Source organism: Pseudovibrio sp. Ad26, from assembly GCF_001623285.1.
In the GTDB taxonomy this organism is placed as follows: domain Bacteria; phylum Pseudomonadota; class Alphaproteobacteria; order Rhizobiales; family Stappiaceae; genus Pseudovibrio; species Pseudovibrio ascidiaceicola.
This window is the reverse complement of record NZ_LMCE01000088.1, coordinates 404,688-428,818: the sequence shown is the minus strand read 5'-3', so window position 1 is coordinate 428,818 and position 24,131 is coordinate 404,688. Positions and strand designations below refer to the sequence as shown.

Annotated in this window: 23 protein-coding genes; 15 read left to right on the top strand and 8 right to left on the bottom strand. The window is 52.4% G+C overall.

Annotated elements, in window-relative coordinates; all coding sequences use genetic code 11:
• Positions 1 to 271 precede the first annotated feature (271 nt).
• Positions 272 to 1,063 (top strand): hypothetical protein, encoded by a 792-nt coding sequence (locus tag PsAD26_RS19140; protein ID WP_063311707.1) that lies wholly within the window; start codon positions 272 to 274, stop codon positions 1,061 to 1,063.
• Between the two features lie 105 nt (positions 1,064 to 1,168).
• Here PsAD26_RS19140 and sctV read toward each other — a convergent pair whose 3' ends face one another.
• Positions 1,169 to 3,307: a type III secretion system export apparatus subunit SctV gene (gene sctV / locus PsAD26_RS19135; RefSeq protein WP_057464013.1), complete on the bottom strand. Its 2,139-nt coding sequence runs from the start codon at positions 3,305 to 3,307 to the stop codon at positions 1,169 to 1,171.
• A gap of 149 nt (positions 3,308 to 3,456) precedes the next feature.
• The gene (locus PsAD26_RS19130) at positions 3,457 to 3,915 is read right to left on the bottom strand and encodes a type III secretion system chaperone (RefSeq protein WP_063311706.1); all 459 of its coding nucleotides are present in this window, start codon (positions 3,913 to 3,915) and stop codon (positions 3,457 to 3,459) included.
• 306 nt (positions 3,916 to 4,221) lie between these two features.
• Between PsAD26_RS19130 and PsAD26_RS19125 the strand changes: the two genes are divergently transcribed.
• The 10 genes from PsAD26_RS19125 to PsAD26_RS19080 all read left to right on the top strand — a co-directional run bounded on the left by PsAD26_RS19125 (position 4,222) and on the right by PsAD26_RS19080 (position 13,771).
• Entirely contained in the window at positions 4,222 to 5,454 is a 1,233-nt protein-coding gene (locus tag PsAD26_RS19125) for a branched-chain amino acid ABC transporter substrate-binding protein (RefSeq protein WP_063311705.1), read from the top strand.
• 70 nt (positions 5,455 to 5,524) lie between these two features.
• Entirely contained in the window at positions 5,525 to 6,457 is a 933-nt protein-coding gene (locus PsAD26_RS19120) for a branched-chain amino acid ABC transporter permease (protein ID WP_063311704.1), read from the top strand.
• Positions 6,454 to 7,731: a branched-chain amino acid ABC transporter permease gene (locus PsAD26_RS19115; RefSeq protein ID WP_063311703.1), complete on the top strand. Its 1,278-nt coding sequence runs from the start codon at positions 6,454 to 6,456 to the stop codon at positions 7,729 to 7,731. Before PsAD26_RS19120 ends, PsAD26_RS19115 begins: the two co-directional genes overlap by 4 nt.
• Positions 7,728 to 8,498 carry an ABC transporter ATP-binding protein gene (locus PsAD26_RS19110; RefSeq protein WP_063311702.1) on the top strand — a complete coding sequence of 257 codons (771 nt, stop codon included), beginning with the start codon at positions 7,728 to 7,730 and terminating at the stop codon, positions 8,496 to 8,498. The genes PsAD26_RS19115 and PsAD26_RS19110 overlap by 4 nt, the downstream gene beginning before the upstream one ends.
• Positions 8,499 to 8,518: 20 nt before the next feature.
• Entirely contained in the window at positions 8,519 to 9,214 is a 696-nt protein-coding gene (locus tag PsAD26_RS19105) for an ABC transporter ATP-binding protein (RefSeq protein ID WP_063311774.1), read from the top strand.
• Positions 9,215 to 9,318: 104 nt separating this feature from the next.
• Complete coding sequence (locus PsAD26_RS19100) at positions 9,319 to 10,131, top strand: IclR family transcriptional regulator (protein ID WP_084403742.1); 813 nt, start codon at positions 9,319 to 9,321, stop codon at positions 10,129 to 10,131.
• A 200-nt stretch (positions 10,132 to 10,331) separates the two neighbouring features.
• Complete coding sequence (locus PsAD26_RS19095; protein WP_063311701.1) at positions 10,332 to 11,528, top strand: acyl-CoA dehydrogenase family protein; 1,197 nt, start codon at positions 10,332 to 10,334, stop codon at positions 11,526 to 11,528.
• Between the two features lie 9 nt (positions 11,529 to 11,537).
• Entirely contained in the window at positions 11,538 to 12,677 is a 1,140-nt protein-coding gene (locus PsAD26_RS19090) for an acyl-CoA dehydrogenase family protein (RefSeq protein ID WP_063311700.1), read from the top strand.
• Entirely contained in the window at positions 12,674 to 13,456 is a 783-nt protein-coding gene (locus PsAD26_RS19085; protein ID WP_063311699.1) for an enoyl-CoA hydratase family protein, read from the top strand. The genes PsAD26_RS19090 and PsAD26_RS19085 overlap by 4 nt, the downstream gene beginning before the upstream one ends.
• A gap of 54 nt (positions 13,457 to 13,510) precedes the next feature.
• Positions 13,511 to 13,771, top strand: a complete 261-nt coding sequence (locus PsAD26_RS19080; protein WP_153041534.1) for a TfoX/Sxy family protein — start codon at positions 13,511 to 13,513, stop codon at positions 13,769 to 13,771.
• Positions 13,772 to 13,831: 60 nt separating this feature from the next.
• Here PsAD26_RS19080 and PsAD26_RS19075 read toward each other — a convergent pair whose 3' ends face one another.
• The 4 genes from PsAD26_RS19075 to PsAD26_RS19060 all read right to left on the bottom strand — a co-directional run bounded on the left by PsAD26_RS19075 (position 13,832) and on the right by PsAD26_RS19060 (position 17,693).
• Positions 13,832 to 15,145: a TRAP transporter large permease gene (locus PsAD26_RS19075; RefSeq protein ID WP_063311697.1), complete on the bottom strand. Its 1,314-nt coding sequence runs from the start codon at positions 15,143 to 15,145 to the stop codon at positions 13,832 to 13,834.
• A 23-nt stretch (positions 15,146 to 15,168) separates the two neighbouring features.
• On the bottom strand, positions 15,169 to 15,666 hold the full coding sequence (locus tag PsAD26_RS19070; protein ID WP_063311696.1) for a TRAP transporter small permease: 498 nt from the start codon (positions 15,664 to 15,666) through the stop codon (positions 15,169 to 15,171).
• Positions 15,667 to 15,711: 45 nt separating this feature from the next.
• Positions 15,712 to 16,716, bottom strand: coding sequence for a TRAP transporter substrate-binding protein DctP (dctP, locus tag PsAD26_RS19065; protein WP_063311695.1), 1,005 nt, complete (start codon positions 16,714 to 16,716; stop codon positions 15,712 to 15,714).
• Between the two features lie 278 nt (positions 16,717 to 16,994).
• A complete protein-coding gene (locus PsAD26_RS19060; protein ID WP_063311694.1) occupies positions 16,995 to 17,693 on the bottom strand; it encodes a TetR/AcrR family transcriptional regulator in 699 nt (232 codons plus the stop codon).
• A gap of 65 nt (positions 17,694 to 17,758) precedes the next feature.
• Between PsAD26_RS19060 and PsAD26_RS19055 the strand changes: the two genes are divergently transcribed.
• From PsAD26_RS19055 to PsAD26_RS19040, 4 genes are read left to right on the top strand one after another with little or no spacing between them, the layout of a single operon-like run.
• A complete protein-coding gene (locus PsAD26_RS19055; RefSeq protein ID WP_063290646.1) occupies positions 17,759 to 19,075 on the top strand; it encodes an NAD(P)-binding domain-containing protein in 1,317 nt (438 codons plus the stop codon).
• Positions 19,072 to 19,992 (top strand): bile acid:sodium symporter family protein, encoded by a 921-nt coding sequence (locus PsAD26_RS19050; protein WP_063311693.1) that lies wholly within the window; start codon positions 19,072 to 19,074, stop codon positions 19,990 to 19,992. Before PsAD26_RS19055 ends, PsAD26_RS19050 begins: the two co-directional genes overlap by 4 nt.
• Positions 19,989 to 20,927, top strand: a complete 939-nt coding sequence (locus PsAD26_RS19045) for an SDR family oxidoreductase (protein ID WP_063311692.1) — start codon at positions 19,989 to 19,991, stop codon at positions 20,925 to 20,927. Before PsAD26_RS19050 ends, PsAD26_RS19045 begins: the two co-directional genes overlap by 4 nt.
• Complete coding sequence (locus tag PsAD26_RS19040; protein ID WP_063311691.1) at positions 20,927 to 21,697, top strand: SDR family NAD(P)-dependent oxidoreductase; 771 nt, start codon at positions 20,927 to 20,929, stop codon at positions 21,695 to 21,697. The genes PsAD26_RS19045 and PsAD26_RS19040 overlap by 1 nt, the downstream gene beginning before the upstream one ends.
• Before the next feature lie 13 nt (positions 21,698 to 21,710).
• Here the strand turns inward: PsAD26_RS19040 and PsAD26_RS19035 are convergent, their stop codons facing one another.
• Positions 21,711 to 23,108: a glutamine synthetase family protein gene (locus PsAD26_RS19035; RefSeq protein WP_063311690.1), complete on the bottom strand. Its 1,398-nt coding sequence runs from the start codon at positions 23,106 to 23,108 to the stop codon at positions 21,711 to 21,713.
• Positions 23,109 to 23,142: 34 nt separating this feature from the next.
• Positions 23,143 to 24,129: an agmatinase gene (speB, locus tag PsAD26_RS19030; RefSeq protein ID WP_063311689.1), complete on the bottom strand. Its 987-nt coding sequence runs from the start codon at positions 24,127 to 24,129 to the stop codon at positions 23,143 to 23,145.
• Positions 24,130 to 24,131 lie beyond the last annotated feature (2 nt).

Genomic DNA, 24,131 nt, shown 5'->3' with positions numbered 1-24,131 from the left:
TGTTTCATACAAAAACGCCCGGGCAAGGCGACAGCCAATGCCGAAGAAACTAATTTAATACCTAGCGCAGGCACTGCCTGCTCGCCTTGCCTCTCCCGTATCTCGGGACCCTAAATTCCACCACTGCATGGAAGGCCATGCGGTGCCATTGGTGTTTGTATGGCGGGTTGCTGAGACTTGGGTTGGATTAGTACAAAAATGGATGCTCCACCTTCATGTGAATTTAAAGTGTCCCCGCGAGACTTGGTGGGTAACTTTTCGGAGAATAAGAATGGGTGTTGAGCACGAAAAATGGGCGACTGATGTTTTGAAACACATTGGTGTTAACCCGGAAATCCCAGCTCAGGTAATTGATGAAGAGCCTGTTGGGACTGGTGATCAACCAGACGGCAATGAACAGCCAGAGCTGAAAGCCGGTTCTCAGGACCAGGTGGAAGCTGTCGGTCAGGACCACGTTAAGAGCGAGGAAAAGGCTGAGGAAAAAGAACCCGATGGCGTCCACGAGCAGGTTAAAGATGACGTTACGGAGCCTGAAAAAACAGCTGCTCAAGAAAAAGTGGAAGCAGAAGTTCAGGAGCCGTCTAAGCCTGAAGATGTTCCTGCCGTTGATGGTGATGCCTCCAAGCCAGATCTGATCCTGCCGGAAGATGGAAGTTTGAAAGAGGCTGTGGATATCATGGCTATAGCTGAGCGAGAAGTTGGATGCGGGGAAGGGGAAATCAAATTCACCGGCTTCAGTTCTTGCATCGGCGTTACCGTGCGAGACGGCACCAAGGTAAAAGGCGTGCACCTTGCACTGATTAAACCAGACGGAAATCTATTCAACAAAGATGATGCAGCAAAAGTGCTTACGTCTTTAGGGACCTACTCAGAAGCAATGATTTTTGGTCAGATCGTATTCTGGAAAAATCCTGCAAATCAGGTTGCCGATGCCTTTAAGGTTCTGGAGGAGGGACTAAAAGCTGGAGCGACCGAAAAGGATGGTTATAAGGATTTTCAGTTTGATGATGGGGAGTACGGTGCTGAGATCAACGAGGATGATGATTTCTTCCCAACATTTTAAGAACAGGTGGAACCCGATGACCCGAAGTTGGGGCTTCTGATTATGGTTATTCGGGTTCCACCTTACTGCCCGGGCAAAGGGCAGATTTTACGCGGTATTCGGGGATCAGGCTGGTAGGGTGCCAACCTTGCCGCGTAAACTGATTTTTTCTAATGGCTGGATATTGGCGTTTGGTGCCAGTTCCTGGAAGGACAGCACAGCCAGATCGGCATAGTCGCGCTCGATCACTTTTCTGAAAAAGCGGCGAATATCCATTGGGACCAGAATGACCGGGGCGATACCGTTGTGTGCCAAATTATCGCCAATCGCGCTGCGCATGACAGTGATGAGCTGACGGTGTGTATCCGGCGAAAGCGCCAGATAGGATGCGCCGCTGGTTTGTCTGATGGCACCGCGAACTTCATCCTCGATGTCCTTGTCGATGAGGTATGCCGGAATGATGTGCTGGCCTGCAGAGTATTTGTGCGTGATGTAGCGGCTCAATGCCATGCGGATATGTTCCGTCAACATGAGCGGATCTTTTTCCTTCTGGCCCCATTCGACGATGGCCTGCAGGATTGTGCGCATGTCACGGATGGATATGTCCTCTCGCACCAGACGCTTGAGAACATCGGCTAATGAGATGAGAGGGACGGCGCGGTTTACTTCGCGCACCAGCTCGTCAAAGTCGCCTTCCATGTGCTTGAGCAGGAACATGCATTCCTGAATGCCGAGGAATTCTGCGGCGTGCTGTTTGAGCACATGAGCCAGATGCAAACTGAGCATGCCGGTGAGTGTCAGGGTTTGGATGCCAGCGCGGGTTGCTTGTTCAAAGTGTCGGTTGTTTACCCAGAAGGACGGGGTGTTTGGCAGGAAACTGTCGCCTTCCTCATAAGGAATGTTGAACATAGCGAGGTTTGGCGGTGTTTCGCGGGCAATGAAATAGCCGGAGCGCGCTGCGCCACGGGCAACAGGGACTTCGTTGACGAGGATACGGTACTCGCCTTCCGGCAGGCTTTCGTTGAGGCGCAGTTTGATGCCGGGGAAGGGGACGCCGAGATCGAAATAGAGCGCTTTGCGCACCTTTGCGACTTCTCTGTCGAGCTTCTTCGGGTTGAGTGTGGACCTGACTGAGGACGAGATATCGACAATGAGTGGAACCGTGATTGTAATGGCCAGATCCTGGGCGGCTTCCACCTCGGTCGCCATGTCCTCGTCGGGCATCATCATAGCTTCGCCTTCAGGCGCTATGGCGGGCGCAAAGGCTGAGAGTTGCTGCGAATCCTTTCTAGCGGACTGAGATTTCGTCTTTCGCATGGAGAAGAAAGAAACAGAGCCGAAGATTGCTGCAAGGAGCAGGAAGATGAAAGTTGGGAAGCCAGGAATAAGCGCGAAGCCGACCATGATTGTCGCTGCAATCATGAGGGCCCTTGGTTCACTGTTCAACTGTTTGGCAATGTCAGATCCAAGGTCGCTGGAATCTTCTGTGCTTACACGGGTGACCATGAAACCAGCTGTGATGGAGATGAACAGAGCCGGGATCTGAGCAACCAGACCATCACCAATGGTCAAAATGGTGTAACGATCCAAAGCATCAACAGCGCTCATGCCATGCTGGGAGGTGCCGATGATGACGCCGCCAATGATGTTAACCGCGGTGATGATCAGGCCTGCAATTGCATCGCCCTTTACGAACTTCATCGCACCGTCCATGGAACCGTAAAGCTGGCTTTCTTTTTCCAGCTTGGTGCGGCGGCGCTTGGCTTCATCCAGTTCGATCTGGCCAGCACGCATGTCGGAGTCGATCGACATCTGCTTGCCGGGCATCGCATCAAGGGAGAAACGGGCGGAGACTTCTGCCACGCGTTCGGAGCCCTTGGTGATCACCAAAAAGTTTACGATGGTCAGAATCAGGAAGATAACGATACCGACGACCAGATTGCCCTGAACCACGAAGTTGCCGAAGGTGTCGATGATTTCACCGGCATCGGCTTTAAGCAGGATCAGACGGGTCGTCGTGATAGACAGAGACAAGCGAAAAAGAGTCGTCAGAAGCAAGATAGACGGAAAGGCTGAGAGGGCTACAACATCTTTCAGGTAGAGCGCAGCCATCAGCAGGATCGCCGCAAGGCTCAGGTTGATTGCAATGAGCGTATCCACGAGAACCGTCGGCAACGGAAGGATCATCATGAATACGATTGCGATCAAAAGAAATGCCAGGAGAACATCATTTCTCCCTGACAACATTTGAAAGATTTTTTGCACGTCCTGCTCCTGATTTCAGCCTGCTCTTGCTTTCAGGCCAATTCACCTTTCGCTTCTAACAATTGGAAAAAGCCACAGGTGTGCCGCAGCAAACACTTGAGTAAAAATTTCAAAGAAGATTTGGAGTTATCCTTGCTCGTAAACGCTTATCAGGCGGGTAAAATGATTTCGCCGGCGTTTTCCGTCAGGGAGATCTGCGGTCCGGGTGTGGTCTCAATCATGAGATTGAGTTTGCCAGCTTCGCTCAAGAAGTCTTTGAGCGTGGTGTAGAGTTTGTTTCTATCCAGATTGTTGGTGTACTCGGTTTTGATCAATGCGAGATCACCGTCCTTCTCAACAAGGCCAACACGATAATTGTTTTCCACCTGTTGTTCCCCTGAGTAGCGTAGGGCGTTAAGATAAGTATCCCTTCGGGCTTCTGGCGCAGGGCTCCCTAAAATGGTGGAGATATGAAGGATATTATTGTCTTCATCACTTTCCAGGATGATCAGGAAATCTTCCAGTAGAACAGTCCAGGTTTTGGCTTCTGCGTACTCTGATATCTCCAAGGCTTCCAGAAGCGGTCCGACTTCAACCATCAAGTCGTGAATGATTTTGAAGTTGCCCATTCAGCTGTCCCTAACTCTACTGATTTAACTGGGATATTCTGTAGGGGCGGTATCAAGGGCGTGTTGTGCTGTTTGATACAAAGTACAATCAACTGAAGAATAAATTTGCAGACTGCATGCAATGTTTGTTGGGAGCAGCTTTCGGTGAAGTTTTCAAACAGATGACACGATGCTGTATTCGTCTGCGAAATTGCTTAAGTCACTATGCGGAATTGGGTTTTACTTATTTCTTGACAATATAGTCTGATGAATATCTCATTACCGTAATAAAATAATAATGAAAATCATTTTGGGGGAGGGGTTGTTTTGTCTAAAGGTGTTTTTTGGAAATCTAGTCTAGCCGCACTTCTGCTTTCTGGCAGTGTTCTCTCTGCGGAAGCTGAGGTAATCAAGATCGGATATATTGATCCGCTATCAGGCCCGTTCGGGAGTACGGGCGATGCTGGAGTGAAGCACTTCCGGTATGCTGCTGATGAAATCAATGCGGCTGGTGGCATGGGCGGCATGCAGGTGGAAGTGGTTGCTTTTGATAATAAAATCAATCCGAAAGAGAGCCTCGTACAGCTGCAGAAGGCGATTGATCAGGGTGTTCGCTTTATCGTACAGGGGAACGGGTCGAGCGTTGCAAATGCTTTGACCGATGCGATAGCCAAGCACAACAAGCGTAATCCGGGAGAAGAGGTGCTTTTCCTTAACTATGCGGCGGTTGATCCGGCGCTGACCAACAAGAAATGCAACTACTGGCATTTCCGGTTTGATGCGCATGTAGACATGAAAATGGCGGGTCTGACTGACTGGTTGCGGGATCAGAAAGACATCAAAACGGCTTATATTCTTGCACAGGATTACTCCTATGGCCGGGCGTTTACGGCTGCTGCAAAGTCCATGATTGAGGAGAAGCGTCCGGACATCAAGATTGTTGGTGCGGAGCTTCATCCTATTGGCAAGGTTAAAGATTTTACACCATACGTGCAGAAAATGATGAGTGCGAAAGCGGATGTTGTGTTCACCGGAAACTGGGGAACAGACATGACGCTGCTTGTGAAAGCGGCGAATGCCTCCGGTCATACGGTGCCGTATCTGACGTTCTATGGCGGCGGTCTGGGGGCTCCGACTGCGATGGGGCAGAGTGCTGTTGGCCTGGTGAAACAGATCACTGAGTTCCATGAGAATATTGAGGCCTCTGAAAAGCAGATGGCTCGGGTGGATGATTTTGAGAAAACCAATAGTCTCGATTACTATTACGAGCGGGTTTTCACCTTGATGAATATGCTTGATAAGGCTGTTGATGCGGTCGGGTCCGTGGATGTGCCCAAGGTTGCGGTTGAGCTGGAAGGCATGACCTATGAGACGCCTTATGGGGAGGTTACCATGCGGGCGGATGACCATCAGCTGATGCAACCGCTTTATATCTCAACGTTTTCTGAGGGCGTGGCCCGTGATGTGGAGAATACCGGCTTCGGGTTTAAAACAGATATCACCATTCCGGCAGCGGCGACTGAAACTCCGACGACGTGCAGGATGCGTCGTCCTTCCTAACAATCTTACTTGAACAATGGCATGCTCGGGCAATCGGGCCTGAGCATGCTCTTTTCTTTTGAGGGATGTTATGGAGACGGTTGTTTTTGCTCTGCTCAACGGGCTGATCTATGGTTTGTTGCTGTTCATGCTGTCCAGCGGATTGACGTTGATTTTCAGTATGATGGGCGTTCTCAATATGGCTCATGCCAGCTTTTACATGCTGGGCGCCTATTTTGCATTTACGCTTGGCCAGCATACCGGCTTTTGGTTTGCGTTATTTCTGGCGCCGATTTGCGTTGGAGCGGCTGGTGCCTGCGTTGAAAAGTGGGGCCTGCGCAAAGTGCATGCCAGGGGGCATGTGGCCGAGCTGCTGTTCACGTTTGGTCTGGCCTATGTGATTGAGGAGCTGGTGAAGATTGTCTGGGGCAAGTTTGCGGTTGCCTATGAGATTCCGCCAGAGCTTAATTATTCACTCTTTGAACTGTTCGGCTCTCAATATCCAGCTTACCGGATTTTCATGCTGGCTGTGTCCATCGCCATGCTGGCGGGACTTTGGTACCTGCTCAAGAGAACACGGATCGGGTTGATCATTCAGGCATCGCTGACGCATCCGCATATGGTGTCTCATCTGGGGCATAACGTACCGCGGATTTTCATGCTGGTGTTTGCTGCGGGGTGCGCGCTGGCAGGTCTGGCCGGGGTGATTGGCGGCAACTATCTGGTGACTGAGCCGTCCATGGCGTTTTCCATTGGGCCTATTGTCTTCGTGGTTGTTGTTGTCGGCGGCATGGGCAGTTTGGAAGGGGCGTTTATTGCCAGTTTGCTGATTGGCTTTCTTCAGACCTTTGCCATTTCAATTGATAGCAGTTTTGCAGAGATCTTTTCGTTTGCCGGATTAAGCGCTGATGGCGATATCGGACGTATTACGATTGCGTCTTTGGCTCCCATGTTGCCGTTCCTTCTTCTGGTGCTGATGTTGATGCTGCGTCCCCGTGGTCTGATGGGGGAGCGTGAGTTTTGACCGACTACAGTCTTGACCGGGTGCCTGATCTGGCACCGAGTGCACGCTACAAGTTTGCGACGCGGGTTCTGCCGCTTTTGCTGCTTGCCTTAATCCTGCTAAGTATTCCACTGTTTGAGCCATCCAGAACATGGCTGTCGCTGTTCAATGCCATCGGCATCAATATGGTTTTTGCGCTGTCCTACAACATGTTGTTAGGGCAGGCGGGTATGCTTTCCTTTGGTCATGCTGTTTATTTTGGCCTTGGCGGGTATGCAGCCATGCATGGGATGAATGCGATTGAGAATGCCAGTTATGATGGGGGGCTCTGGGCAGCCTTTCCCATGTTTGCATTGCCTTTGGTGGGCTTTGCTGGAGGAGCGCTGGCGGGAGCTGTGATTGGTTGGCCGTCCTGCCGGAGGGCGGGTGTGCCGTTTGCCATGATTTCGCTTGGCATTGCTGAGCTTGTTGCTGCTGCCGGTTTCATGTTTATCAGTGTCTTCGGTGGCGAGGAAGGCATCACTGGCGATCGCATGAATGGTGTTGAGCTGTTCGGGTTGTCTCTTGGGCCTTTGGGTGAAGTGTACTGGTTTATCGCGTTCTGGACCTTTCTTGGGGTTGCGCTGATGTATGCATTCACCCGCACGCCACTTGGCAAGTTGGCGCAGGCGGTGCGGGATAATCCGGAGCGCGTGCAGTTTGTAGGCTACAACCCTAACCGTGTTAGATATCTGGTGTTTATTGCTGCTGGCGGTTTCGCCGGACTGGCGGGCGGTATGTCTGCGGTGAACTATGAGATCTTTACGCCAGAAAGCCTGAGCGTGATCCCGTCGGGTCTGGTATTGTTAATGGCGTTCATTGGTGGTGCTCGCTACTTTGCAGGCCCTATTCTTGGCGCTGTGGTGTTGACTTACATGCAGTCCAATCTCTCAGATTATTCAGAGGCATGGCTGCTTTATCTGGGTCTTTTGTTTATCGGGATGATCTTATTTGCGCCGGGCGGACTTGCTGGTTTGCTTTTGAGCGGGACGACTGCCTTAAGGCAATCACTGAGTGGCAAGGGGCTTGTGCGGGCTGGGGTGTTTGCTATTTCGGCCCTGCTGTCTGCAGCTGGCGTCATTGTGCTGGTTGAGTTGGCTGTGCGGCATTCTAATGGGTTTGGAGAGGCTTTTGAACCGTTTGGTTTCCATCTTGCACCTGACCAGATGATGCCATGGGCAGTTGGTTTGGTGCTTGCTGGTGTTGGCATGGGTTCGCTCAAAGTGCTTTCCAGGCAGGGAGGTATGGGCTCATGAGCGCTCCTGCTTTACAGCTGAGGGACCTGCGCAAAAACTTTGGTCCGGCGAAGATCATTGAAGGGGTTTCGCTGGACATTGCCCGAGGTGAACGGCATGCGATTATCGGTCCCAATGGAGCTGGCAAGTCCACGCTGTTCAATCTTATCTCCGGTCTGTTTCCGCCAAGTTCGGGAACAATAAGTTTGGCTGGGCAGCAGATCTCGGGCCTGAAACCTCACCAGATTAACCGGCTTGGATTGTCGCGTAGTTTTCAAGTCTCCAACATCTTCGCCAATATGTCGGTACGTGAGAATGTACGTTGCGGGGTGTTGTGGTCGCTTGGGTATGGGCACAGTTTCTGGCGGAATATTGGTAACCTTAAGGAGGTGCAGCGCAAGACTGCCGAGGTGTTGGAGAAGGTGGGGCTGACGGATAGAGCCGATGTGCCTGCTGTGCTGCTGACCTATGCGGATCAACGCACGCTGGAGATTGCTATCACCATTGCAGGTGGGGCAGATGTGATTTTGCTGGATGAGCCGACGGCTGGCATGAGTCACTCAGAAACTGACAGGGCGATCAAACTCATCGAGATGGCAACGGAAGGTAAGACGCTCTTGATCGTGGAGCATGACATGGGTGTTGTGTTTGGGCTTTCTGACCGAATTTCGGTGCTTGTTTATGGCGAGATCATCGCAACAGGGACGCCAGAGGAAATTCGCGGCAGTGCGCGGGTGCGAGAGGCTTATCTTGGAGATGAGACAGATTTTGCGGAGATGAGCGCATGAGTGGAACTGCTGGAGGTGAAATGCTGAAGGTCCGAGATCTGCATGCGTTTTATGGCAAGAGCCATGTGCTGCGCGGCGTGAATATGGATGTGCCCAAGGGCAGTGTGACGGCGCTGCTGGGACGTAATGGAGTGGGGCGTTCCACCACGGCCAAGGCGATTATGGGAGAGGTGGCACCCAAAGGAGATATCTGGTTCAAGGGTGAGACTATCTCTGGCCTGCCGAGCCATAGCATTGCGTGTAAGGGGCTTGGGTATGTGCCGGAGAACCGGGATGTCTTCCCCCTGATGAGTGTGCGGGATAATCTTCTGCTTGGTATCAAGGACATGCGGAAACCAGGCAGGTGGAGCATTGAGCAGATGCTTGACATGTTCCCTAATCTCAAATCTCGCGCTGATACGGCAGCTGGTGTGCTTTCTGGCGGGGAAAAGCAGATGCTCACCATCTGCCGGACGCTGATGGGAGATCCTGACCTGATCATTATTGACGAACCGACTGAAGGGCTTGCACCTAAAATTGTGTCTCAGGTTGGCGAGCTGATTGCAGAGATTGCGCGAGCTGGTGTTTCTATTTTGCTCGTTGAGCAGAAGCTTTCCATTGCCCTGAAGATCGCCCAGCAGGTTTATGTGATGGGGCATGGGGAGATTGTTTATCATGGGACACCGGAGGAGTTCCGTGAGCGCGATGACATCCGAAGAGAATGGCTGGAGGTATGAGCGGCATTTGTCTTGGAGAATTGCCGCTGGATGCCGTGCTGGTGTTCTTTGAGGTGGATGATGTGTGTTAGGCAAGGGATGTAAATGATTGGGGTGGGGTTTTAGTGTTGAGCGGACATGAAGAAAAAGACCGGCGGTTTGCGACAACGCTGGCGCGAGGGCTGCAGGTTTTACGGGCATTCCGGGCTTCTGATGATGGGCTGGGCAACCAGGAAATCTCTCAGCGTACCGGCATTCCGAAGTCCACTGTTTCCCGCTTAACTTTCACTCTTCAGCAGCTTGGCTATCTCAGCCATGCGCGTCGTCATGACCGGTATCGTTTTGGTCCCGCTGCTCTGGCGCTGGGAAATATTGCCAGTGCCTCTGTTTCCTTCATTGAAGCGGCGAACCCAATGATGCAGCAGCTTGCTGATGAGACGGGTACATTGGCTTTGTTGGCTGTGCTTGATGAAAACAAGATGCTGTTGACTAAGACGTGGCGACCACAGGGAGCACCTGCTATCTGGTTGGAAGTGGGACATCGCATTCCGATCACTGGTTCGTCCTCTGGTCATGCTTATCTGGCAAGCGTAACAGACCATGAGTTTGCTCAGGTTTGCGAGCGTATTCAGGGACGGGATGAGAGCATCGGTGCAGAGGCTTTGCAGGCTGCGAGAAATGCGGGTTACTCGCAGTTGTTGGCACAAGGTTTTATCATTGTTGATGAAGACAAGCGTTATGCTGAGAACATCAATGCGGTCTCAACTGGATTCCGGTCTCATGATTTTGGCGAACCGGTTGCAATCAGCTGCGGGGCGACGCCAGACATGCTGAGCTATGAGCGCATGCAGAATGAGGTTGGGCCTAAATTGCGGGACCGAGTGAAAGAGCTGGAACGCGCACTGGGCTTGCCCTCGGTTCTGATCAACCGCGGCTAACGTATTTCAGGAACTTGCAGCACGAGGAAATGGCTTAGGTCGAGGTAGTTTCTTACTGTAAATTCTGCATAGTGGAATTATAAATTACATATTGAAATAATATGGGTGCGCGATACTCTGATCTCATGATGGAGATGAGGTGGGGCATGTGTTCCACGTCCTCCCGACAGTTATGTCCAGTGAAGCAGGGAGGGCGGCATATGGACTTGAACTATTCAGCTGATGAGTTGGCGTTTCGTGACGAAGTACGATCGATTTTGAAAGAGAACCTTTCGCAGACGCTCTCAGAAAAAGTCAGATTGGGAAAACGGCTTTCCAAAGCGGATCATGAAGAGTGGCATGCCACGCTGAACAGGCAAGGGTGGCTGGCGATCAACTGGCCGGAGGAGTATGGTGGGACTGGCTGGAATGCAGTCTATCGGCATATCTTTGAGGAAGAGCTTTGCCTTGCCCATGCGCCGCGTACGATCCCTTTCGGGCTTTCCATGCTGGCACCCGTGCTTTTGAAGTTTGGAAGCAAGGTGCAAAAGGATCACTTTTTGCCACGTATTCTGGATGGCACGGACTGGTGGTGTCAGGGGTATTCCGAGCCGCAGGCGGGGTCCGATCTTGCTTCCCTGAAAACTCGTGCTGTGCGTGATGGTGAGCACTATGTTGTCAACGGTCAGAAAACCTGGACTACACTGGGACAGCATGCGGATTGGATCTTCTGCCTTGTGCGTACGGATCCGGAGGTCAAGGCGCAGGAAGGCATTTCGTTTCTGTTGATTGATATGAAGACACCGGGTGTCACAGTTCGGCCCATTACGCTGATTGATGGTGGGCAGGAAGTGAATGAGGTGTTTTTTGAGGATGTGCGGGTGCCGGTCGCCAACCTTGTTGGGGACGAGAACAAGGGCTGGACCTACGCCAAATATCTGTTGACCCATGAGCGTACCAACATTGCAGGTGTGGGCTTTTCGACGGCAGCTCTTGTTCATTTGAAGGATGTTTGTGCCAAGCAGATGTCTGGCGGCAAACCTTTGCTGGACAATCCTTATTTTGCTGCAAGGGTTGCACAAATCGAGATTGATCTGATGGCTATGGCAACAACGAACCTGCGCATGATTGCCAAAGCGGCTGCGGGGCAGGCTCCGGGAGCGGAGAGTTCCATGCTGAAGATTAAGGGGACGGAGATCCGGCAGGCGATCAATGATCTGACGCGGCGAGCGGTTGGGCGCTATGCCATGCCGTTTGTGTCTGAGGCGTTGGACAGCGGTGCAAATGCTCAGGGTGTTGGACCGGATTATGCTGCTGCTGCGAGCCCGAGCTACTTCAACAACCGCAAACTTTCCATCTTTGGCGGGTCTAACGAGATCCAGCGCAACATCATCAGCAAAGCCATCCTCGGCCTTTAGGAGCGTTCCATGGATTTCAATCATAGTGAAGAACGTCGGATGCTTCAGGACACGCTGCATCGCTACCTGTCAGATAACTACGATGCAAAACAACGGGCTATCTCTGTTGGACATGTACAGGGTTGTTCGGACAAAATCTGGAGTGACTTTGCCGAGCTGGGCGTGATCGGGGCGCTGTTTACGGAAGAGCACGGGGGCTTTGGAGGTGGTGGCTTTGATATTGCGGTTGTGTTTGAGGAGCTGGGGCGGTTTGCCTGTGTGGAGCCTTTGATGGCCTCTGGCGTTATGGCTGGGCGATTGCTGAGCGAGCTTGGGTCTGAGGAGCAGAAGGCGCTGATCGGGGATGTGATCAGAGGGCAGCTCAAGATCGTTCCTGCCTTGGAAGAGCCTCAGTCGCGCTATGACCTGGACGCGGTGGAGACAACTGCGGAGCCGGTTGAAGGTGGCTATCGGCTCAATGGGACGAAGTCTGTTGTGATTGGCGGGCCAAGTGCGGACAAGCTGATTGTGAGTGCTCGTGATGCTGAAGGGCTGCAACTGTTTCTGGTTGATGCCGATGCTTCGGGCATGGAGCGGTATTCTTACCCTAATCTGGATGGCTATCACGCCAGCGATATTGCATTGGTGAATGCGGTGGTTCCAGCCTCTGCTTGTCTTGGAACTTCGAAGGCCGTTCTTCCTGCTTTGGACGCAGCTCGGGCAGCAGGTGTGGTTGCACTGTGCGCCGAGGCTGTTGGAGCGATGGAAGCCGCGAAGGATTTGACAGCTGAGTATTTGCGCGTGCGGACGCAGTTTGGTCGGGCGCTGGGCAAGTTTCAGGCGCTTCAGCACCGGATGTCTACTGTCTTGATCGAGATTGAACAGGCCCGCTCTGCGCTTATTAATGTGGCAGGGCACCTGTCTGCGGAACCTTCCCTGATAGACAAGCATGTGAGTGCTGCTAAGAACCTGATTGGACGTGTGGCGCAGCTGGTGTGCGAAGAAACCATTCAGTTGCATGGCGGTATTGGTATGACTGAGGAATATGCTCTGGGACATTATGCCAAGCGTTTGATGATGATGGATCACCAGCTTGGCGATGTAGACTACCACCTGGAACGTTTTGTTGGAGCTATGCAGAGGGAAGCTGCGCGAGAGGCAATGTCATGAAGCGTGCCTCACTTGTCAGCGTTGAGCGCAAGGCGGATCGTCTTATTGTCACCAATTGCAACTCCTCACGCCGTAACGCTCTTTCTCCGGAGTACTATGATGGGTTGTCACAGGCTCTGGATCTGGCCAATCAGGAGGCAGAGATACGCTCTGTCATTTTGATGGGAGAGGGTGGGTACTTCTGCGCTGGCGGTGATTTGAACACACTGGTCAAACGCCGTGAGATGACGATGTCTGAGCGGAAAGATAATATTGAAAAGCTCCATAATCTGATGAGGCAGGTGAAAGGCTGTTCGAAGCCGGTGATTGCGGCAGTTGATGGAGGAGCAGCGGGGGCTGGGGTGTCTTTGGCTCTGGCTTGTGACTTCCTGGTGGCGGAGCGGCAGGCTCAGTTTACGCTGGCTTATGTGAAGGTTGGACTGACGCCGGATGGTGGGGCTACCGCTTCATTGTCCAGGCTTATTCCCCGTCAACTGGTCTTAGAGATGTGTTTGCTGGGACAACCTGTTTCGGCTGAACGGCTGCATCAGTTGGGTGTAGTGAACGTGATTTGTGACAGGCCAACTCTGGTTGAAGCCCATCTGCTGGCGGACCGCATTGCGCAAGGTCCGGCGGGTGCGCAAGGGGCGATCAAACGATTGGTGGAAGCCTCAGCTGATAACAGCTTTGACACTCAGATGGATATGGAACGAGATAGTATGGCAGAGGCTTTAGGCAGCGACGAAGCGCAGGAGGGGATTAATGCGTTCTTGGAACGCCGGTCTCCAAATTATGCGTAGGGCGTGGCGTCTAGATCAGGTGAAGCCTCAGCAAGACAGCTGGGGTGATGCGTTTTGACGAAGCCGGTCAGTCACTTGAGAAACCTGGGCCCGAAGACTGAGTATATGCTGTCTGAAGTTGATGTTTGCAGTGAAGATGATCTGCGTGAGCTTGGATCTGTGCAAGCTTATCAGCGTTTGAAGTTTCGGTTTGGTCGTGGCGTGTCCATCCTCGCGCTTTATGCCATGGAGGCCTGCCTTCGGGATTGTGACTGGCGGGTTCTTTCAGCTGAAGACAAGAAAGAACTGAAAGCAAACGCAGAGCTGGCAAGCTGAGCAGTTGGAGAAAAATGCCTTGAAGCAGGTGTTCCGCTTCAAGGCAAAGTAAGCCCATTCTTATCTCATGATTTGAGGTAACCATATTGCCAGCTCAGGGAAGATGGCAAGAATGACAATCAGGGCAAGTGTGCAGAGGATGTAAGGCAAAGCGGCCCATGCTACGTTGCCGATGGTTGTTCCTTTGGGGCTGACGCCCACCATCACAAACAGCAGCAGGCCGAATGGCGGCGTTGCGAGGCTCAGTTCCAACGCAAGCAGCATGACAACGCCAAACCAGACCTGATCAAACCCATAGAGACTGACCAGTGGCATGAAGACTGGCAATGTGAGCATCATGATGGAGAGTTGATCCATGAACATGCCGAGGAACACCAGTGTCAGGAACAAAATGGCCAGCATAGTGTAGGCGTTCAAGTCAAAGCTGGAAGACCACATGATCAGGCCGGAAGATGCACCGGAGAATGCCAATATCTGTGAGAAGGTGGTGGAGCCGATGATGATGGTCAACATGAGCGTTGAAACGATCAGCGCCCCTTTGAGTGACTTGGTTATCGCTTCAATGGTGAGTTTTCGATAGAGCGCAGCAAGGAAGGCCACGGCAAGGACGCCGAAGGCAGCTGACTCGGATGGTGTTGCCCAGCCAAGCAGGATCAGGCCAACAACGGCAAAGATGACCAACCCCATAGGGAGAACATCAAACGTCACGGCTTTGATCATCTCCGGCACCGATGCTTTGACATCTGGGTGGCCGGGTGCAGAGGCAGGATCCAATGTGATCTGGGTGCGGATGACGAGAATGAACATCAGAGCCAGCAAAAGACCGGGGATCATGCCCGCGATAAGGAGTGCGCCTACATCAATGCGTCCGATTGAGCCCAGCAAGACAGCAAGAGACGAGGGCGGAATGATCATGGCAAGACCGCCAGTGGCCACAATCGGCCCCATGATCATGTGTGGCTTGTATCCCCGCTTGACCATGTCCGGCATCAAGGTTGAGCCAAGCATGGCGGTGTTGGCCATGGAGGAGCCGGAGAGTGTGGCGAAGACTGTTCCGCCGACCACTGTCATGTAGGAGAGACGGCCTTTGATGCCGCCGAAACATTTGTCGAGCGCATCGAACACGCGCATGGCAAGGCCGGTGTGAAACAGGAGTTCGCCCATGACCAGAAACAGCGGTACGGGCACTAGTGAGAAGTTGGTGATGGATGTGGTGGAGTTGGCTATCAGCTGATCAATACCATTCAACCCGCCCATAAAGTAGAGCGTGCCCAGTAAATTGATCGTCAAAAAAGCGACAGCAACAGGCATGCCGATGGCCATCAGTGCCAGAATGGTAGTGAACATTGCGACCAGAGAAAGGTGCCAGTCCATGGGTTTGGTCCTTTTCTGAGGTGTTAGTGCTGCGCACTTTCGCCGGAGTATATATTTCCGCGAATGAGCAGTCTGAAGAACTCAAGTGCCATTAATCCGAAGCCTGCTGCGAGGAAGGCGTAGAGAACCCATGAGGGAATGGCGATTGAACGGATGTCATAGGTGCCGCGTTCCCACATTTGCGCTGTGAGTAGCGTGGCACGCCAGCTTAGAGCTGCGAGGATTGCAGCTGAAATGATGAGTACGATGCGCCCTAAGGCTGTTCTCATGACTGGCGGCAGGAAATTGGTGAAGGATGTGATTGCGATGTGGCCACCCTGACGCACCAACCAGGGAGCTCCGGCCATGGTGGCAAACAGCAGAGCGTATTCAATCAGGGCTGTAGTGGCCTGTATGGGGTGTTGGCCGGTGTTTCGCAGGATCACGTTTATTACGATGGCAAAGGTCATGAAGACGAATGACAGCGCACCAGTCACCGCAAGGCCTGTGATAAGGCCGGAGTAAAGTTTTGGAAGAGACATGGGTTCTCTCAATAAGGGAGAAAGGGGCAGGTGCCCCTTCCATGTTTAACGCTGGTAGTAGGCTTTCTTCAGCTCGTCATAGAGAGGCGAGTTGCTGGCTTTCATTCGGCTCCAAACAGCCTCATAGGCTTTGTCCAGATAATCATTAGCAGCCTGACCTTCGAGGCGGACAATAGTCATGCCGTCTTCCTGCACCTTGGTGTCGGTTGCTGCGATGATTGCTTGGAAGTTGTCGTAGGATTTCTGCTCATACTCGATCGCTGCATCCTGAAGGATCTTTTGCGCTTCCGGGCTCAGGCTTTCCCATTTGGATGGGCTCATAACGATGGACAGGTCCGTTTGTAAGAAACCGGGATCAACACGGTATTTCAGGAACTTGTCCCATGAGAGATCCTGAATGGCGACAATTGGCCAGCCTGCGCCGTCAAACACGCTACGTTCCAGTCCGGTGTAAATATCCGGGACCGGTGCAGAAACTGGAATCGCATCCAGCGCTTCGAAGAAGCTTTTGTAAACAGGAGAGGTGCGCAAGCGCTTGCCTGTTAGGTCGACACTTCCATCCGCTTTCTTTTGCGGTTCGTTGAGCGTGTAAATGTGGAACTTGATACCGGAATCAATATGGGCCATCAGCTTGACGCCGAGCCGGTCCTGAAAGGCCTTCTCCATCAGGGCGAAGCCGCCGTTCTTGCGGCCTTCTGCTGCTGTTATGGTTGATCCGAGCCAGGCATCTGCTTCTGGCATGGAGCCGAGATGGTATCCGGCTGGGCCATAATGGATGTCTACGATGCCACGCTCAACTGCGGCGATCTGCTGGTTGGAAGGGAAGACTTCCGGCCCGCCGATATGCTGGATTTGCACGATGCCTTTGCCGCGTTCATTGACCAGATCCACATAGCCCAGAAAGGACTGGGTGAAGGCGAGTGGTTTTGGAAAAGCTGAAACTGCTTTGAGAATTTCTTCTGCCTGCGCAGAGCCGGCAAACAAGATGGATGGAAGTGCAGCACCCATCACAACAGATGCAAATGCACGTTTTAAAGATTTGAATTTCATAGATCCCTCCCAGATTGCGCCGGTGGTTCCGTCCGTTTGGCGCAATTGTCTGAGGGCTCTCGTCAATACTGGATTCAATTGCTCTGATGAGCTCAGTCTAACGCTGATTTTCCCCTATGAATCTAGAGTGGTTTGTCAGTATGCAAAATCGCTCTTAACACGTCTTTTTATATGAAATGCGCTCTGTAACCTATTGCTTGAGCCCCTAATAATAGATGGAGGGTACATACAAACACATATATATTCAAGCTTAGAATGATTAAGTTATAGTGTTTTATCTATGCATTTGCATATATAGTGGTGTCTTGTTGCGACAGGGCGCTATGGATGCCGGCGGTGGCATAGGCTACGAGCAATGTTTTCATTTCAGCAATGCCGGAGGTGTGATCTTCTTCTGCCATTGCATCAACACGCCAGGCTGAGGTGCATAGAGCGATTTGTGAAGAGATGGAAAAGACGAAGGTTGCGGAGACTTTTCTAAGGTTGGCAGTGGGGTAGAGCTTGGCGATTTCTGAAAGAAATACTTTTGCTGTTGGGTCAAAACAAGCCTGAGAGATAGCGCTCCAGCGTTCTTCTGCAGAGACCATGGCGACCAGACGTGCGTAGGCGAGCCAGCCGGGGCCGCTGTTTTCAGCTTTGTCCAGATAAGGGTAGAAGAAACTCTCCAGAATACCCTTCAATGTCATGACTTCTTCTGAAGCCTTCAGCTGTTCCAGCGCATCAAGGCGGAGACGAGCGAGTTCTTCGGCGCGGCGTTCGACCGTTTTAAAGAACAGGTCTTCCTTCGTGCCGAAGTGGTGGTTTACGAGGCCCAGTTTTACCCCTGCTTTTTGGGCGATATCTCTTATGGACGCAGCGTCATAACTGCGAAAGGCAAACAGGTGTTCTGCTGCGTCGAGAATCTTCTGCCGCGTCTCCAAAGAGCTTTTTGAAGGGGCTCTTTGTCTTTGTTTTTCCTGCGAAATCTTCTTAATCATAAAAAGAGCTTGCCTTATTTTGTACGACTGTTCAATCTAATTGTGGTTCTGAGGGGGGACGAACAGTGAATATTTCAAAGGAGAGCTATGCCTTAATTGGGGCAGGGCCGATGGGGCTCGCCACGGCCAAGACACTTATTGAGCAGGGAATAGATTTTCAGGGTTTTGAGCTGCACAGCGATGTGGGTGGGCTTTGGGATATTGATGGGCCGAAGTCGACCATGTACGAATCCGCGCATCTGATTTCATCCAAGAAAATGACCGAGTTTACAGATTTTCCGATGGATGATCACATTGCTGAGTATCCCGGTCACCGCGAACTAAAGACCTACTTTCAGGAGTTTGCCGAAAAGTTCGATTTGAAGCGGCACTATCGTTTTGGAGCAGAAGTGACCTGCATCGCGCCGTTGGGAGGTGATGGTGAGGGGTGGACGGTTAGCTGGAGAGATCAGGACGGAGATCATTCAGCTGAGTTTGCCGGAGTGCTAATTGCAAATGGCACGCTTTCTGAGCCCAACATGCCAGAGTTTGCGGGAGAGTTTTCTGGCGACCTCATTCATTCGTGCCACTACAAGAGTGCGCGGCAGTTTGCTGGTAAGCGGGTGCTGATTGTCGGGGCGGGCAATTCAGGCTGCGACATAGCGGTGGATGCGATCCATCATGGGGTACAGTGCGACATATCTATGCGTCGCGGCTATTACTTTGTTCCCAAGTATGTTTTCGGGAAACCGGCAGACACGATGGGTGGGGCGGTGAAGTTGCCGCTCTGGCTGAAGCGGCGAGTGGATCAAACATTGCTGAAATGGTTTGTTGGTGATCCGCAGGCCTATGGGTTTCCCAAACCAGACTACGAGCTTTATGAGAGCCATCCGGTGGTGAACTCGCTTATTCTCTATCATGCCGGTCACGGGGATGTTGGTATTCGGGCCGACATCAAGGAACTGGATGGGCATACGGTTCGGTTTCGTGATGGTGAAGAGGCTGAGTATGATCTCATCGTCACCGCGACTGGCTATAAACTGCATTATCCCTTTATCGACAAAGAGCTTTTGAACTGGCAGGACGATGCACCGCATCTGTTTTTGAACTGCATGCATCCAGAACGGAATGATCTGTTTGTAATGGGCATGATTGAGGCAATCGGTCTGGGTTGGCAGGGGCGCCATGATCAGGCGGAACTGGTTGCGCGTTATCTGAGAGGCCTCAAGGACGGAAGTAGGACAGCTGAGGCAATCAAAGCTGAGAAAGCCAACGGATTTGAACGTGAGACAGGGGGGATGAACTACCTCAAGCTGGCGCGGATGGCCTACTACGTGGACAAACAGAGTTATCGCTCCGCACTGAACAAGCGCACACAGGCGTTGAAGAGGGAAATGGCATGAGTGACATTGACCTTGTTGTTCTCAACTTCAGTTCTGGTTCGCTGACCTTGCTCAACGGTATTTTGGGTGTTGTGATGTTCTCAATCGCGCTGGACCTGTGTCCTGCGGATTTTAAGCGATTGACACTGTCGCCAAAGCCTGTGGTGATTGGGCTGTGCTCTCAATTTCTGGTCTTGCCGAGCCTCACATTTCTGCTTGTTCTGATCGTTCAGCCCCGACCTTCGATTGCTTTGGGGCTTATTCTGGTGGCGGCGTGTCCGGGTGGTAATATCTCAAACTTCATCACTCATCGTGCAGGAGGTAATGCAGCGCTATCGGTTTCCATGACGGCTTTTGCTACGGTCGGAGCAATTGTTGCGACACCCTTTAATATCGCATTTTGGGGTAGTCTTTACGGCCCGACACGCGCGATATTGCAAGAGACGCATATCGATAGGCTGTCAGTTGCAATTACTGTTTGCTTCATGTTGGTGTTGCCATTGTTCCTTGGCATCATGCTCAACCGCATCAAGCCACAGCTGGCTGCTAAAATCCGGCAGCCACTGCGCATGGCGTCCATGGGGATTTTCATCGGCTTCATCTTCTTCGCGCTGTTTGCCAACTGGTCGTTTTTTCTTGCCTATGTGGGTGCTGTTGCCTCTCTCGTAATTGTCCATAATGGGCTGGCTTTAGCGACGGGGTATACTCTGGCGAGCGTTGCTGGTGTGTCTGCTTATGACCGGCGGGCAATTACGATTGAAACTGGCATCCAAAATTCCGGTCTGGGGCTGGTGTTGATCTTCGGCTTTTTTGGTGGGCTTGGCGGCATGTCTGTTGTGGCGGCTGCCTGGGGGATTTGGCATGCGATCAGCGGACTGGTGCTTGCCAGTTTTATGGCGCGCAAAGCAGTCAAGCTTCCCGCGGAGGCGACGTCATGACCAAGCTTCTTATTACCGGTGCTGCCGGAGGTGTCGGACACGCATTTCTGCGGCAGTTGGCGGGCACGGAGCTGGAGGTTGTGGCGACTGATATTCGTGAGCCGAGTGGCCTCCCAGCAAATGCCCGTTTCAAAACGCTGGATGTGACTACAGACAGGGTGTCAGCACTGATTGAGGACGAGCGGCCTGATGTGATTGTGCATCTGGCTTCCATCGTCACACCTTCTGCGGGTTCTACACGGGATATTGAGTATCTGGTTGATGTTGTTGGCACTCAGTCGGTGATTGATGCTGCGATCAAAGCAGGTGTGAAGCGCCTTGTCGTCACATCATCCGGGGCAGCCTATGGGTATCATGCAGACAATCCTGTGCCATTGCATGAGGATGATCATATTCGCGGCAATAAAGAGTTCGCGTACTCCTTCCATAAGCGCTTGGTTGAAACTGCTTTGGCTCATGCTCGTGCGGAGGCACCGCAACTGGAGCAGATTGTGTTGCGGGTTGGGACGGTTCTTGGAACGGGCATGAACAATCAGATTACCGCGTTGTTCCATAAGCCGAGGCTGCTTGGGGTCGCCGGATCGGACAGTGCGTTCGTGTTTATCTGGACGGAAGATCTTGCGCGCATTCTATTTTTGGCTGCGACAGAAGCTCCTGAGGGGATTTACAACGTGGCGGGTGATGGAGCGTTGTCAATGCAGCGGTTGGGGCAAATGCTCAATAAGCCTGTTCTCAAGTTGCCGTCCTGGTTGTTGAAATTTGTTTTAGGTGTGGCGAAACCACTGCGGCTTTCCCGGTATGGACCGGAGCAGGTTCGGTTTTTGCAATACCGTCCTGTGCTGGCCAATGAGCGGTTGAAATCAGTGTTTGGCTATACTCCGGAAAAGACAAGTGCAGAAGTGTTTGAACACTGGCGAGCATCTGTGGGGCTTTGATGAAAACAGCGGTTATTACAGGCGGTGCTGGTGGCTTAGGGCAGGCACTTGCAACCCGGTTGCAGCGCGAGAGCTGGCATACGGTTCTGCTTGATTTACCCGGTCCGGCACTGGAGGGGCTGCCACAAAATGAGCGACAGAGCATTTATGCCTGCGACTTAACGGATGGGGGTGCGGTTGAGCAGGTTGCTCAGCAGGTTTTGGCTCGGCACAACAGCATTGATCTGGTGGTTTACAATGCAGGCATTACGCATATCGGATTGTTTGCGGACATGGACCTGACAGCGCATCGCAAAGTGCTGGATGTGAATTACTTCGGAGCGGTGCATACGGCGCGGGCATTTTTGAAAGCGGTGCGGGCCTCCAGTGGATGCCATCTGGCGATCTCGTCAGTTGCAGGATTCTCGCCACTAATTAAACGGACAGCTTATGCGGCCAGCAAGCATGCGCTGGAGGGTTTTTTCGGCTCGTTGCGGTCTGAAGAAAAATCTTATGGCGTTCATACATTGATTGCAGCGCCTTCGTTTGTGGCAACCAATGTTGGACGCTCGGAGACACAAGAGAACGGTTTGGCCCGTCCGGGATCGTCAACAGATGGCGTTGATTATATGAGCGCGGAGCGGGCGGCGGACATCATCTACAAGGCGTATGTGCGTAAGACGGAGATGAAACCGGTTGGCCGTGTTGCCAGTCTGGCGTGGTGGCTCAACCGGTTGTCACCCAAAGCCTATCAATTGCTGATGGAGCGCAACATCAAGGAGACTTCTTAGTCTTGATGCAATGTCAGACCTTCTTGGCATAGGTCTGACATTCAAAACCGGTTATGGTGGTTGCAAACACGTCGTACTCAGCTTTCCGGCTGATGCCGTACAGGCGATGAAACTCTGCTGTGCTCATCTGCTTTGCTGTTTCGCTTTGCGACCATGCTTGGATCGCTGTCTCCCAGTTGCCTGTCAGGTGGTCATATTGGGTGAGATCCGCTTCCGGTGTGATCGGAGTGCCAGGGGTGCTCTGGTTTTCTAATCCTTGATGAATGCCTTCAAGGATAGCGGAGACGACCAGGTATGGGTTGGCATCAGCGCCAGAGACGCGATGCTCCAATCTTGCACCTTTGCCATGTGTGGCTGGTACGCGGATCGCTGCAGCGCGATGATCATAACCCCAACAACAAGTGATTGGGGCATAAGAGCCCGGCTGCAGGCGGCGGTAGGAATTGGCATGTGGGGCAAACAGAACTTGCATGTCCAGCATGGTGTCCAACAGGCCACCTATAGCATTGCTCAAGGTTGGGTTTGCTTCTTCGGCGGTGCCGCTGAAAACATTGGTACCTTCTGCATCGAGCAAGCTGGTGTGTAGGTGGAAGCCGCTGCCGGTTTCTTCTGCGTAGGGTTTTGACATGAACGTGACATCCATGCCGTGTTTGCGGGCAATATGGCGGACTACGCGTTTGAACAACAAGCAATGATCGGCTGCTTCGACGGCGCTTGGTACGTGCAGCAGATTGATCTCAAATTGGCCGTGACCGAACTCGGCGATGGTGGTGTCCGCAGGGATATCCTGAATTTTGCAGGCTTGGTTGATCTCCATGAGGATCGGTTCGAACTGAGCCATGATGTCCAGATCATAGATCTGTGAGGCCTCAAGACGCTGGTTGGTGCCGGGAATGTATGGTGGGAGTGGCAAATCGGTTGGGCCGGACTCAATGTCGATAAAGTAGAATTCCAGCTCCGTGGCGACAACAGGTGTCAGGCCCTTACTCTGAAACTTCTTTTCAACGGTTTCAAGAACATACCTTGGGTCCAGCGGGTTTGGTTTCTGATCTTCAATCTCGAAGAGGGTGACAAGGATTTGTGCTGTTGGCACTTTAGCCCACGGCACAGGCTTTAGCGTTCCTGAAACTGGGATGCAGATGCCATCAGGGTCCCCGCGTTCAATAGCAAGGCCGGTTGCTGGGACATCAATGCCCCAGACGTCCAGTGCGACCGTAGACAACGGCAACCGGACACCGCCTTCCGCCAGTTTGTGTAGCATTTCTGCCGGAAGCCATTTGCCTCGGAGCGGGCCACAAAAGCCAGCATAGAGGACCTCGATCTTTTCGAGGTCTGGGTGTTGTTTCAGGAAGGCATCGGCTTCAAGTCGAAACTGTTCCAATTGCGGCTGTACTGCTGTCAGGGTGGGCATGCGAACTCTTCTGGTCGTGATCTGATGTGTTGTTTTATCTGGTGTTCTGATTGAACTGGCTGGCATAGATGCAAAGTAAATCCAAAGCTAAAGTGGCCCCGGCCAGCGCTGTAATTTCTGCGTGGTCGTAGGCAGGTGCGACCTCTACAAGGTCCATGCCTTTCAGGTTTATGCCAGCGAGGCCACGCAGGATCTCCCGTGTCTCTCCGGTATTCAGGCCGCCAACGACAGGTGTTCCTGTTCCTGGTGCAAAAGCAGGGTCGAGGCAATCGATGTCGAAGCTGATGTAGCAGGCACTTTTTCCAACCACGTTATGAATGCGTTCAATCGTTGCCTCTGCCCCGTTATTACGGACCCAGTCCGCCGTAATTGTGGTGAGGCCCTGTGTGTTCTCGTTGTTGGTTCTGATACCAACTTGTATCGATGTCTGCGGGTTGATGAGACCATCTTTTACCGCTCTATAGAACATGGTGCCATGGTCAATACGGTTGGAATTGTCTGTCCATGTGTCGCTGTGTGCATCAAACTGGATGAGGGAGAGTGGCCCGTGTTTTTGGGCGTGCGCTTTGAGCATAGGGTAAGTGCAGAAATGATCTCCGCCGAGCATGAGTGTTGCTGTACCCGCGTCCAGAATGGCAGAGGCCTGCTGCTCCAGCTCGTCTGGGACGCTCATGGGGTAACCGGGATCGAAGATGAAGTCACCATAATCTGCGACTGCCAAACGGTCGAACGGGTCAAATGACCAACCCCATGCATGGTCCCAAGCCAGAATGGAGGAGGCTTGTCTGATGGCTCTTGGGCCGAAGCGGCAACCCGGCCTGTTGCTGACTGAGGTGTCAAAGGGGATGCCACAGACGGCGACATCTATCCCTTTAAGGTCCTTGGTGAATTTGCGGCGCATAAAGCTGAGTGCTCCAGCATAGCTGGATTCAGCTATGGTCCCGTAAGGGGTGGAGCGAGTGTAGGCCAGATCACCTTGCGAGTATTCATCCAGCGAGGATGGGTGTTTTGTATCAGACACGT